Source organism: Nocardia sp. CC201C, from assembly GCF_030010695.1.
GTDB classification, from domain to species: domain Bacteria; phylum Actinomycetota; class Actinomycetes; order Mycobacteriales; family Mycobacteriaceae; genus Nocardia; species Nocardia otitidiscaviarum.
In genome coordinates this window covers 1-11,352 of record NZ_JASCXP010000240.1, presented here as the reverse complement: position 1 = coordinate 11,352, position 11,352 = coordinate 1, and the positions used below count along the sequence as shown (strand labels likewise).

Here is an 11,352-nt window from a genome sequence, read left to right as displayed (position 1 = left end):
ACGCGCCGGGCCCTCGGCGAATTCGGAGGTGACCAGGGCCAGTGACATCGGCGCGAGCACCGCCGCGGCCACGCCCTGGACGGCGCGGGCGGTGAGCAGTTCCCACGCGTGCTGGGCGAGCCCGCCCCAGGCGCTGGCGAGTGCGAAGACCGCCAGACTGCCCAGCAGCAGGGTGCGGCGGCTCACCAGATCGGCCAGCCGCCCGCCCAACAGCATGAGGCCCGCGAAGGTGAGCAGGTAGGCGTTGATCACCCAACTCAGCCCGGAGCCGCTGAAGTGCAGGTCGGCGTCGATATCCGGGAGCGCCACATTGACGATCGACAGATCCAGGGACACCAGGAACATGACGGTGAAGACGACGGCGAGCGTCCAGCCCACCCGGCCGTCGGGGCGATCGGTCACGGCAACCTCCATAATTAAATAACGCGTGTGCTTAATATGGTTAGCATGGCCTGACCCTGGTGTCGAGAGGGTCATTTCGCAGAATGGGAGCCATGGCCGACAGTGCGACCACACCCCGGCGGCGCGGCCGACCCGTGCGCGTGAGCAGGGCAGACGTCATCGCCGCGACCACGCGGCTGCTGGCCGCGGGCGGCAAGGACACGTTCAGCATGCGCAAACTCGCCGACGAACTCGGCGTCAGCACCGCCGCCGTCTACCACCACTTCCCGGCACAGGCGCAGCTGTTCATCGCCGTGCTCAGCGCCCGCGCCGAGGAACTGCCCGCGCCTCGACTGCCGCGGGATCCGCGCGAACGCCTGGTCGCGCTCATCGCCTATCTCATCGACATACTCCAGGAGCTGCCGTGGGTGGCCGAGCTGCTGGTGGGCGGGGAGTCCTTCGGCCGCGCCGCGCTCTGGATCCTGGACGAATTCATCCGCAGCGCACGGGCGTTGGGCGCCAGCCCGCAGTACGCCGCCTACATGTACTCCGCCCTGTGGCGCTTCGTGCTCGGTGAGCTGCTCATGCGGCGCGCCGACGCCGAGCGCGCGGCCGCGCCGGATGACGCCCGGCCGCCCCGATGGACCGAATTCGTGACCACGGAGGATCTGGCCGACTTCCCGGAGGTGCGCGACATCCTGCCGCAGTGGAGCGCGGTGCGGGAACTGCTGCCCGGCGATACGGCGATCCGGAGGTTCGTCGACGGCCTGCTGGGTGGCATCGATACTCTGGAGTCGGGTGCGCAGGGCACCGACCGGCACTGATGCCGGTTCGGCGGAAGCAGCGAGGACGGGAACGATGAGCGATGCGCCGGAGCACGTCGATGTGCTCATTGTGGGAGCTGGACTGTCCGGAATCGGCGCCGCCTACCATCTGCAACGGGCCTTCCCGACGCGGAGCTACCTCATCCTGGAGGCGCGCGCGGCCAGCGGCGGCACCTGGGACCTGTTCCGCTACCCGGGCATTCGCTCCGATTCGGATATGTTCACCCTCGGCTACCGCTTCCGGCCCTGGTTGGGCGACAAGGCCATCGCCGACGGTGACTCGATTCTGGCCTACGTCCGCGAGACCGCCGCGGAGAACGGCATCGACCGGCGTATCCGCTACCGCCACCGGGTGATTCGCGCCGAATGGTCCTCGGTGGACGACCGGTGGACGGTCACCGCCGACCACGACGGCGAAACCCGCACCGTGACCGCGAACTTCCTGTTCTGCTGCTCCGGCTACTACCGCTACGACGAGGGCTACACCCCGGAATTCGCGGGCACCGACCGCTTCCCGGGACCGATCGTGCATCCGCAGCACTGGCCCGAGGACCTCGAGGTCGCCGACAAGCGGGTGGTCGTCATCGGATCCGGCGCGACCGCCGTGACCCTCGGCCCGGCGCTGGCCCGGCAGGGCGCGCACGTCACCCTGCTGCAGCGGTCGCCGTCCTACATCCTGTCGCTGCCCGAGCGCGACCCCACCGCGGCGCGGCTGCGGCGCTTCCTGCCCGCGCGCGCCGCCTACGGGCTGACCCGCGCCAAGAACGTCGTCTTCAGCACTGCCATCTACCAACTGTGCCAACGGTATCCGCAGCGCATGCGGGCCTGGATCCGCGGTTGGCAGGAGAAGTGGCTGCCCGCGGGCTACGACATCGACACCCACTTCACCCCGCGCTACAACCCGTGGGATCAGCGGCTGTGCCTGGCGCCCAACGGCGATTTCTTCCGCGCCATCCGCAAGGGGCAGCTGACCATGGTGACCGACACCGTCGACACCTTCACCGAGTCCGGGCTCCGGCTCGGGTCGGGCGCGGACCTCGACGCCGATGTGATCATCACCGCGACGGGGTTGAACCTGCTGGTCTTCGGCGGTATGGAGCTGGTGGTGGACGGGCGGCCGATATCCCTGCCCGACACCATGGCCTACAAGGCCATGATGCTCTCCGGCGTCCCCAACTTCGCCTACGTGCTGGGCTACACCAACGCCTCCTGGACCCTGAAGGCGGATCTGGTGTGCGAGTACGTGGTTCGGCTGCTGAAGCATATGGACGCGCACGGCTACGCCACGGCCACCCCGGTCCGCGACCCCGCCGTCGGCACTTCACCCTTCTTGAACTTCGAGCCCGGCTATGTGCTGCGCGCCCTGGAGCACCTGCCCAAACAGGGCGACCGCGCACCGTGGAAGCTGACCATGAACTATCTGCGCGATCTGCCGAAACTGCGCTACGGCCGGATCACCGACGACGCCATGGTCTTCGAGCGCGCCCACCGCGACGCACCGGCGCGCGCCGCGGGCTAGGCCGGATCGAAGATACCGGGGACGGTGAGGGCGTACTCCACGTCCTCGCGGCGGCCCAGCGTCACCAGCACCCCGCGGATCATGGTGAGCCGCGCCTCCGCGATGGCCTCCGGAGTCGGTTCACCGTGCGGGGCGGTGGCCGAGATCCGGTAGACCACGAATTCGCAGATCTGCAGTGCCGTATCCAGATTCAGGTCGCTGGGGGCGGGGCGGCCGATGTCGGCGAATTTGGCGCGCACCAGGGCGCGGATGTCGTTCAGCGCGCTCTCGCGATAGGACGAGACCGGTGACCCGGGATCGTGTAGTTCGGCGAACAGCGGGGCCAGCATGGTGCCGTGGCCGTCGGCCCAGTACAGGTACGCCTCGATCATATTGATGCCCAGCTGCACCGGCTCCACGCTGCGTTCCAGCGCCGCGCGCACGCCGCCGACCAGATCGTCGTTGGAGATGGTGAGCAGCGCGTGCAGCGGTTCGGTGGCATTGGCGAAGTAGCGGTAGAAGGTGGGCCGCGCCAATCCGGCCTTCTCGATGATGCGGGCGACATTGAGTCCGCGCGAACCGTGTTCGGCGAACACCTCGGAGGTGGCCAGCACGATGCGGGCGCGCACCTGATCGGCCTGCTCGGCTGTTTGCGGTGGCCGTCCCCGTCGAGGAGCGGCCGTGGCGGACTGGGTCATTTCACAAACCCCCGCGGAGCGCTTGACATGAGGTGCGTCACGTCTATTAATCTAACATCAGTGTTCGCGTAACACTGCTGTTCAGCAAATAGCGGGTGCGCCCGCGATCCACCCACCGAGAGGGCGACCAATGACGACTGCCCCGCAGCTCGCCGCCGCCGATGCGCTTCCCTTCGACCTCGTGCAGCGCCTGCTGACCCATGCGCGCGCTGGCGGCAGGCCGTCCGTGGAGGTCTTCGCACCCGCCACCGGCGCCAAGATCGTCGATCTGCCGCAGTCCGCCACCGCCGATATCGACGCCGCCTTCGCCACCGCCCGCGAGGCGCAGCGGGAATGGGCGCGCACCCCGATCGCCGACCGCGTGGCCGTGCTGCGCCGCATCCACGACCTGGTGCTCGCCGAACAGGATGTGATCCTCGATATCGTGCAGACCGAGACCGGCAAGTCCCGGGTGCACGCCTTCGACGAGGTCAGCGATGTGGCCGTCAACGCGCGCTACTACGCCGCCGAGGCCAAGAAGCTGCTCGCCCGCCGCACCCCGCGCGGCGTCATGCCGGTGCTCACCCAGGTGGAGGTGCTGAACCGGCCCAAGGGCGTGGTCGCGGTCATCTCGCCGTGGAACTACCCGCTCGCCCTGGCCGCCTCCGACGCGCTGCCCGCCCTGGTCGCCGGCAATGCCGTCATCGCGCGCCCGGACAATCAGACCGCGCTCACCGCACTGTGGGCCATCGATATCGCCGAGCGCGCCGGACTGCCCAAGGGGCTGTGGCAGGCTGTGCTGGGCCGCGGTCGCGAGATCGGCGGGCAGGTGATCGAGCGCGCCGACTACGTCGACTACACCGGATCCAGCGCCACCGGGCGCACCATCGCCCGGCAGGCGGGGGAGCGGCTCATCGGCTACTCCCTGGAGTTGGGCGGCAAGAACCCGCTGCTGGTGCTGGACGACGCGGATGTCTCCGCCGCCGCCAAGATCGCGGTGCGGGCCTGCTTCGCCTCGGCCGGACAGCTGTGTGAATCCATCGAGCGCATCTACGTGCACGACAGCGTCTACGACCGGTTCGTCACCGAGTTCGCCGAGAACACCCGCACACTCACCCTCGGCAAGGAGCGCGACTTCTCCTACGAGGTCGGTTCCCTCACCTTCCAGCGCCAGATCGACACCGTCGCAGCGCATGTCGACGACGCGGTGGCCAAGGGCGCGACCGTGCGCGCGGGCGGCCGGGCGCGTCCGGATCTGGGTCCGTACTTCTACGAGCCCACCATCCTCGAAGGGGTGCGCGAGGGGATGACCGTCTACCGCGAGGAGACCTTCGGGCCGGTCGTCTCCGTTTACCGCGTCGGCAGCGACGACGAAGCGGTGCATCAGGCGAACGACACCGCCTACGGGCTCAATGCCAGTGTGTGGAGCCGGGATACCGATCGCGGGCGTGCCGTGGCGGCGCGCATCCACGCCGGATCGGTGAATGTGAACGAGGGCTTCATCGCCGCCTGGGGATCGGTGGCCGCGCCCTCGGGCGGACTGGGCATCTCCGGGACCGGGCGGCGGCACGGACCGGAGGGTCTGCTGAAATACGTCGACACCCAGACCATCGCGGTGCAGCGCGTCCTGCCCATCGCACCACTGCCCGGCATGTCGGAGAAGCTCTGGGCCAAGACCATGACGCTGTTCCTCACCACCATGAAGACATTGCGGCAGAAGTGATCTGCCACTCGAGACAGGGGTACACACGGGTATGAAGGACGTAGCGGGCAAGAAGGTCCTGATCACCGGGGCCGCCATGGGGCTGGGCAAGTCCTTCGCGGTCCGGGCGGTCCGGGAGCGCGCCGCCGACGTGGTGCTGTGGGACATCAACGAGGAGACGCTCAAGGAGACCGTCGCCGAACTGAGCGCCCTCGGCAGCAGCCGCATCCACCACTACGTGGTCGACGTCTCCGATCAGCAGGCCATCCGGGATGCGGGCACGTCGGTGCGCAGCGAGGTCGGCGATATCGACGTGCTGGTCAACAACGCCGGCATCGTGCGCGGCAACGGCTACTTCTGGGAGACCGAGAACCGCGGCGACATCGACAAGACCATGGCGATCAACTCCCTCGCCCCCATGTACGTGACCCTCGAGTTCCTGCCCGCCATGGTGGCGAACAAGGGATCACAGGCGCGGGTCATGACCATCGCCTCCTCGGCCGGACTGGTCTCCAATCCGCGCATGAGCGTGTACGCGGCCTCCAAATGGGCGGCGCTGGGCTGGTCGGATTCGGTGCGACTGGAACTCGAGCAGTCCGGCAACGAGCACGTGAAGGTCACCACCGTCTGCCCGACCTACATCAACACCGGCATGTTCGACGGAGCCAAGGGGTTCTGGTTCACCCCCATCCTCGACCAGGAGAAGGTGGTCGACACCTCCTGGACCGAGATGAAGAAGGGCTCGGCGCTGGTGGTCATGCCGTGGACCTCGCGGCTGAACCGCGCCATCACCGGCCTGCTCCCGCTGAAGGTGCGCGACTTCTACCTCAACACGGTCGGCGTGTACCACTCCATGGACGAATTCCGCGGGCGGCAGTAGAGATTCGGCCGCGTGGCCGGAATGTCCGGCGCTGACGCGGAGGGCCACCACGGGAAGTCTCACTGACGCCCTCGTGCAAGGTCCCGTGCCCACCTTCGCGGGGAAGGTGCCCAGTTTTCGAGGAGAGCCTCGGAATTGGCCGTCGTTGCGGACAACAGTGATTGAATGTCCGGACCGGCCAGGACCCGAACCTCGCCAGTTGCGGATGCTTCCTGCGCTGACGGCGGAAGGTGTCAGACCCCGCCGTTATGGTGCGGACATGACAGACCTACCAAGTGGATCAACGCTGGTCCGCACATGGTTCGGTGATGACCGCGCCTGGGGTTGCCTGGTCCGTGAGGTACTGACACCCAGTAATGAAGGGTTCCTGGCCTATTCGACTCCCGTGAACGATCCGGAGTTCGAGGGCCTCGACCCCGAGGGGTTGAGGGCACGGCAATCCGGCGGTGCGATCGTGTCCTTCCTCGCCGACGAGGTCACTCTCACCGATCCTGAGCATCCCATCTTGGCGGTCTGGGTCCTGCCACCCCAGGATGACGACCACGGCGACCGGCTGCCGTTCCGCGTCGTGCCCGACCAGCTGTGGAATGTGGAGAACAACATCAACCTCTCGAACATGAGCTGGGAGGACTTCACCGACCGCGTGGGCGCGGACGGCGTCTACCGCGGGGAAGTGGTGGCGAGGGAATCGGATTACGGGTTCGATGTGCGGTCCATCATGGCCCAGCGACTGGCATATCTGAGACCGGGTGCCGCCGAATCGATTCGCAGCGCCGAATCTACGAACACGACCCCGGACATGGCGATCATCTCCCGCGAACAGGATCCCCGCTCGATCCGCGAGCAATTGGCAGCACTGAGATCGTATCCCGCGGCGCTGTCCTGGCATTGGGTCACCGCCTTCGACGCCGAGCACGCCGACGACAATCGAGCCGACTACATCGCAGCGTTCCTCGAAGAGATCGGCGAACACGCCTCCGCGCTGGACATCGTGTTGGCGTCACTGAGTTCCGGCGAAGACTACTACCTGGTCTTCGTGACACCGACCCAGTTCGACGAGCTCTCGAGGCTTTTCACCGAACACCGAATGCCCATCGAAGACGTGCGGCGTGGCCGCTGGACGCACCGCATCACTCCGGAACAGTCGGCCGCGATCAGAGCCTGGGCCCTAACTCATGGCAGCAGGATCACCGCCCGCGGAACGATCACCTGGATCGAAGACCCATCCTGAAATTGGCATTATCGTGCGTTCGTCCGGCGCCGAGGCGTGGTCGGTCCGTGATGCTCCGGCCACGATGGCGTGGGCGCGGGCAGCTGCTCAGAGTGCGGACAGCGCGGTCAGCGAGTGGATGACCGTGATGCCGTCCCGCACGGCGGTGCTCGGGGCCGCGCGGTTCAGCCAGTGGGCGCGCAGACCGGCGTCGCGGGCGCCGAGTCCGTCCACATCCCAGCGGTCGCCGACGTAGGCGACCTGTTCCGGGGGCAGGCCGAGCAGGTCGCAGCCCGCCAGGAAGATATCGGGATGCGGTTTGGGCGTGCCGAATTCGGCCGAGCACAGCACGGCGTCGCCGAAATGGGGGAGCAGGCCGACGGTGCGCAGCTTGCCGACCTGGTGGGTCAGCGAGGAGTTCGACACCACACCCACCGCGATGCGGCCAGTGAGGGCGGACAGCAGCGGTTCTGCATCCGGGAAGGCCGCCCAGGTGGCGTCGCGTAGCGCGACATAGCGGTCGAACCAGGCGCGGGCATCGTCGGTGGTCGCGCCGATGTGGGCCAGCAGCAGCTCCGACCGCAATTCCTGCTGCCCGGTGAAGGTCAGCTCACCGGCAAGGTAGCGCGGATACTCCCGCTCCTCGAGTTCCTTCCACAGCGCCACGGCGTGTTCGGGGGACGCGAACCGGTCCAGCAGCCCCTCCGCCGCCAGATGCGCGAGAATTCCGGCCCGCGCGGTGGCCGAATAGTCGACGAGGGTGTCGTCGATATCGAAGAGAAGGCCGCGAATCGTCACACGCCCACGCTACCGGCGAGCGAACCGATCACCACCGTCGCACCCAGTTCCTCGTCCGTCGCGACCCGGGGCGTCAGGCCGTGTTCGGTGAGGAAGTCCACGGCCGTCCCGGCCTGTGCGGCACCGGTCTCCACCAGCAGATGCCCGCCTGGTGCCAGCCACTCGGGAGCCGCCGCCGCGACCCGCCGGAAGATATCCAGCCCGTCCGCGCCGCCGTCGAGGGCCACCGGGGGCTCGTAGTCGCGCGCCTCCGGCGGCATGTCCGCAATGGCCTCGGAGGGCACATACGGGGTATTCGCCAGCAGTACGTCCACCCGCCCGGCCAGCTCGCGGGGCAGGGCGGCGAACAGATCACCTTCGAACACCCCGGCACCCGAGGCGGCGAGGTTGCGCCGCGCACACGCCACCGCCACCGGGTCGATATCGGCCGCCGTCAATGCCACCGAAATGCCCCGGGCGGCAAGCTCTGTCGCGAACGCCAGCCCGAGCGCCCCAGACCCGCAACACATATCGACCGCCACGATCCCGGACCGACTGCCCGGCAACGACTGCGATCCGTGCGGATTCGCGGGCATCGGCACCCACGCCGTCTCCGCGACTTGTGCCGCCCCTGTGTCCCGCGCCGTCTGTCCGGCTTGCGCCGTCTGTCCGGCTTGCGCCGTCTGCCCGGCTTGCGCCGCGTGCCCGGCTTGCGCCGCGTGCCCGACTTGCACCGCCGCCCCGGTGGCCTGCGCGGTCCCGGCGATCCGCGCCCGCGCCAAGCGCACGGCCTGCTCGACCAAGTACCCGGTCCGCTGCCGCGGCACGAAGACCCCCTCCGACACCGCCACCCGCAGCCCTCGAAACTCCACCCACCCCAGCACATATTCCAGCGGCACTCCCGACACTCGCCGTGCCACCAGCGTTTCCAGACGTTCGGCATCCACCGCGGCCGCGGTCAACAGCCCCGCCTCGTCCTCGGCGAACACACACCCCGCCGCCCGCAGGCGCGACACCAACTCATCGAAACCGTCGGCAACCATTCCGCCCATTGTGCCGCCTCGCCGGACCGCGCCGCCCCGCTGGGGCGAGCATCTTCGCCGGATCGCACCGCGTCGTCGACGTGGGCCGACCTGCCGGATCGCCCCGCCGTGACGCCGGCCAGGCCGCTCGTCGATCACGCCGTCTCGCCGGCCCGGGCCGCGGCGTCGGGTGCGGTTCGTCGGGAGGTCGGATCCTCGCCGTACCGGCCGTGGTGTCCGGGGACGGCCGTGCCGCTGATACTACCGAGTTGCCGCACCGATTCCGCCGGAGAGACCGGCCCGGAACCGGCTGGGCTGCCGAGGACCGGCCAGACCGCCGAACCGGCGGTAGCGCCGAATCATGCACAGCTCCGAGGACTGGGACACCCCGAGCGCGCCCGGGGTGTGCCCTCGGTCCGATCCGCCGCGCCAGTGGCCACGACGCGGAACGCGATGTCCCCGGGTCCGTCCGGACCCGGGGACATCATCGGACTGTCCGCGGCGCGTCTACCGCTGCGCGGGCAGCAGCAGCGTGCGGGTGGCGTCGAGGTAGATACCGCGCTGGGCGGCGCGGTTGGGCGGGGGGAGTTGGGAGACGAGCTGCTCCAGCGAGGTGGTGGCCCCGACCACGGGGATGCCCGCCACGATGAAGTCGGCGACGGCACGGCGGATGTGGTTGGGGGAGGTCACCACGATGGCGCTGGTCGCGCCCGCGTCCCGGAGCATCTTCGACGCGTTCAAGGCATTGCCGACGGTGGATCCGGCCCGATGCTCGGCCATGATCCGGCTGCCCGGAATGCCGCGATCGAGCAGCCAGCGTTCCATGGCGGCCGCCTCGGTGATCCCGTTGCGCGGATTGCCGCCGGTCACCACGATCGGGGAGAGCGGTGAGGCGATGGCCTGCAACCAGGCCGCCTGCATGCGGTTCACCAGTTCGGGCCGCATCGCGCCGTCGGGCAGCAGGCCGTAGCCGAGCACCACGATGCCGGTCTGCGGTCCCGCGATGGCGGGAATCGGATTGGGCAGGGTGCCGATGGCCGCGGCCACCGCCCGGAAGATGGTGCGCACCCCGTCGGCCAGGCGCGGATTCAGGGTGTTGAGCCGCATCAGCGCCGCCTCGCGGGTGATGAGGTCGCCGGTGTAGTCCGACCAGACCGCTTGCAGCGCCAACGCTTCGGCGTCGTCGGGGGCCTCGGCGAGCAGGCGGCGCAGATCCTCCAGGCCCGCCGCGTCGTCGCCATTGACGAAATTGCTCTGTGCCGAGTTGTAGAGGGGACCCGGATCGGCCATGGCCACCGGTGATCCGAAGATGGTGAGCGCGGCCGCGGCGGCCACGACCAGGGAGGGTAAACGCCTTGCTGTCTGCACCGCAACGACACCTTTCCGCGAACGAACGAGGTCTCACACGCACTGCTTGCTGGCTATTGGCTCGAGGCCGAATGGAGACACGATACGACTGCCCAGCGCATCGGGTGGGGATTTGCCACAGGGAAATTCCGAGTGCGGATCTCCGCGCGGAGGGGAACCCGGGCCGCGCGATAGGCTGTATCCCCGTGTATACGCTTTCGCTGATCGGCAAGGAACTCGCCGCCGCTATCAATGCCGACACCAAGCAGCGCGCCGCCGCACTCGCGGGCAACGGCGCCGCACCGCGCCTGGCGCTGGTGGTCGCCAATGACGATCCGGCCAGCGCCTGGTACGTGAAGTCGCTCAACCGCGCCGCCGAACGCAATGGAATCGCCTGCGAGAACATCGAACTGGGGGTTGACGCCACCGCGGCCGATATTCGCGCGAAGCTGGTGGAACTCTCGGCCGATCCGAGCGTGGACGCCATCATGCTGCAAACCCCGCTGCCCAAGGGTGTCGGCCTCGACGACGTGAGCCCGGCCATCATCGCCGCCAAGGACGTGGACGGCGTCAGCCCGCTGTCACTGGGCCTGCTCGCCACCGGCCTGCCGGGCTTCCCGCCCGCGACCTCCGAGGCGGTGGTGGAGCTGGCGAAACATCACGGCGTCGCGCTGGCCGGTAAGCATGTCGCGGTGGTGGGCCGCTCGAATGTGGTGGGCAAGCCGCTCGCGCAGCTGCTGCTGGCGGAGAACGCCACCGTCACGGTGTGTCATTCGCGCACCACCGATCTGCCGGGCGTCACCTCGGCCGCGGATATCGTGGTCGCGGCCGTGGGGCGGGCCGGGCTGATCAAGGCCGAGCATGTGCGGGAGGGGGCCGTGGTCATCGACGTGGGCACCAATGAAGGCGAGGACGGGTCCATCACCGGCGATGTGGACGCCGCGGCCGTCACCGGCAAGGCCGCCGCGCTGAGCCCGGTCCCCGGCGGCGTCGGGCCGGTGACCACCGCGCTGCTCATGCGGCACGTGGTTCAG

The 11,352-nt window shown here is 68.8% G+C and carries 11 protein-coding genes; 6 read left to right on the top strand and 5 right to left on the bottom strand.

Annotation, left to right across the window (positions count from 1 at the left end; all coding sequences use genetic code 11):
• The coding region (locus QK444_RS22950; protein WP_282783547.1) for an MFS transporter at nucleotides 1-402 on the bottom strand (402 nt) is incomplete at its 3' end.
• A gap of 92 nt (nucleotides 403-494) precedes the next feature.
• On the opposite strand from QK444_RS22950, the gene QK444_RS22945 reads away from it, so the two are divergent.
• Together QK444_RS22945 and QK444_RS22940 are read left to right on the top strand one after the other, a co-directional pair.
• Complete coding sequence (locus tag QK444_RS22945) at nucleotides 495-1,205, top strand: TetR/AcrR family transcriptional regulator (protein WP_282783546.1); 711 nt, start codon at nucleotides 495-497, stop codon at nucleotides 1,203-1,205.
• 34 nt (nucleotides 1,206-1,239) lie between these two features.
• Nucleotides 1,240-2,724 (top strand): NAD(P)/FAD-dependent oxidoreductase, encoded by a 1,485-nt coding sequence (locus QK444_RS22940; RefSeq protein ID WP_282783544.1) that lies wholly within the window; start codon nucleotides 1,240-1,242, stop codon nucleotides 2,722-2,724.
• Here the strand turns inward: QK444_RS22940 and QK444_RS22935 are convergent.
• The gene (locus QK444_RS22935) at nucleotides 2,721-3,401 is read right to left on the bottom strand and encodes a TetR/AcrR family transcriptional regulator (RefSeq protein ID WP_282783542.1); all 681 of its coding nucleotides are present in this window, start codon (nucleotides 3,399-3,401) and stop codon (nucleotides 2,721-2,723) included. The genes QK444_RS22940 and QK444_RS22935 overlap by 4 nt on opposite strands.
• A gap of 130 nt (nucleotides 3,402-3,531) precedes the next feature.
• Between QK444_RS22935 and QK444_RS22930 the strand changes: the two genes are divergently transcribed.
• The 3 genes from QK444_RS22930 to QK444_RS22920 all read left to right on the top strand — a co-directional run bounded on the left by QK444_RS22930 (nucleotide 3,532) and on the right by QK444_RS22920 (nucleotide 7,193).
• The gene (locus tag QK444_RS22930; protein WP_282783540.1) at nucleotides 3,532-5,103 is read left to right on the top strand and encodes a succinic semialdehyde dehydrogenase; all 1,572 of its coding nucleotides are present in this window, start codon (nucleotides 3,532-3,534) and stop codon (nucleotides 5,101-5,103) included.
• Nucleotides 5,104-5,134: 31 nt separating this feature from the next.
• Entirely contained in the window at nucleotides 5,135-5,962 is an 828-nt protein-coding gene (locus tag QK444_RS22925) for an SDR family NAD(P)-dependent oxidoreductase (protein ID WP_282783538.1), read from the top strand.
• A 205-nt stretch (nucleotides 5,963-6,167) separates the two neighbouring features.
• Complete coding sequence (locus QK444_RS22920) at nucleotides 6,168-7,193, top strand: hypothetical protein (RefSeq protein WP_282783536.1); 1,026 nt, start codon at nucleotides 6,168-6,170, stop codon at nucleotides 7,191-7,193.
• 87 nt (nucleotides 7,194-7,280) lie between these two features.
• Here QK444_RS22920 and QK444_RS22915 read toward each other — a convergent pair whose 3' ends face one another.
• The 3 genes from QK444_RS22915 to QK444_RS22905 form a co-directional block, all read right to left on the bottom strand.
• On the bottom strand, nucleotides 7,281-7,970 hold the full coding sequence (locus QK444_RS22915) for an HAD family hydrolase (protein WP_282783534.1): 690 nt from the start codon (nucleotides 7,968-7,970) through the stop codon (nucleotides 7,281-7,283).
• The gene (locus QK444_RS22910) at nucleotides 7,967-8,992 is read right to left on the bottom strand and encodes a methyltransferase (protein WP_282783532.1); all 1,026 of its coding nucleotides are present in this window, start codon (nucleotides 8,990-8,992) and stop codon (nucleotides 7,967-7,969) included. Before QK444_RS22910 ends, QK444_RS22915 begins: the two co-directional genes overlap by 4 nt.
• Nucleotides 8,993-9,478: 486 nt before the next feature.
• Nucleotides 9,479-10,306 carry a YdcF family protein gene (locus tag QK444_RS22905; protein WP_282783530.1) on the bottom strand — a complete coding sequence of 276 codons (828 nt, stop codon included), beginning with the start codon at nucleotides 10,304-10,306 and terminating at the stop codon, nucleotides 9,479-9,481.
• Between the two features lie 218 nt (nucleotides 10,307-10,524).
• On the opposite strand from QK444_RS22905, the gene QK444_RS22900 reads away from it, so the two are divergent.
• On the top strand, nucleotides 10,525-11,352 hold an 828-nt coding region (locus QK444_RS22900; RefSeq protein ID WP_282783528.1), incomplete at its 3' end, for a bifunctional 5,10-methylenetetrahydrofolate dehydrogenase/5,10-methenyltetrahydrofolate cyclohydrolase.

What these genes read in the sequence shown, in the direction of transcription:
- QK444_RS22935 (WP_282783542.1), bottom strand. Translation starts at nt 3,401, where the DNA reads ATGACCCAGTCCGCCACGGCCGCTCCTCGACGGGGACGGCCACCGCAA.
- QK444_RS22940 (WP_282783544.1), top strand. Translation starts at nt 1,240, where the DNA reads ATGAGCGATGCGCCGGAGCACGTCGATGTGCTCATTGTGGGAGCTGGA.
- QK444_RS22910 (WP_282783532.1), bottom strand. Translation starts at nt 8,992, where the DNA reads ATGGTTGCCGACGGTTTCGATGAGTTGGTGTCGCGCCTGCGGGCGGCG.
- QK444_RS22920 (WP_282783536.1), top strand. Translation starts at nt 6,168, where the DNA reads ATGCTTCCTGCGCTGACGGCGGAAGGTGTCAGACCCCGCCGTTATGGT.
- QK444_RS22925 (WP_282783538.1), top strand. Translation starts at nt 5,135, where the DNA reads ATGAAGGACGTAGCGGGCAAGAAGGTCCTGATCACCGGGGCCGCCATG.
- QK444_RS22945 (WP_282783546.1), top strand. Translation starts at nt 495, where the DNA reads ATGGCCGACAGTGCGACCACACCCCGGCGGCGCGGCCGACCCGTGCGC.
- QK444_RS22930 (WP_282783540.1), top strand. Translation starts at nt 3,532, where the DNA reads ATGACGACTGCCCCGCAGCTCGCCGCCGCCGATGCGCTTCCCTTCGAC.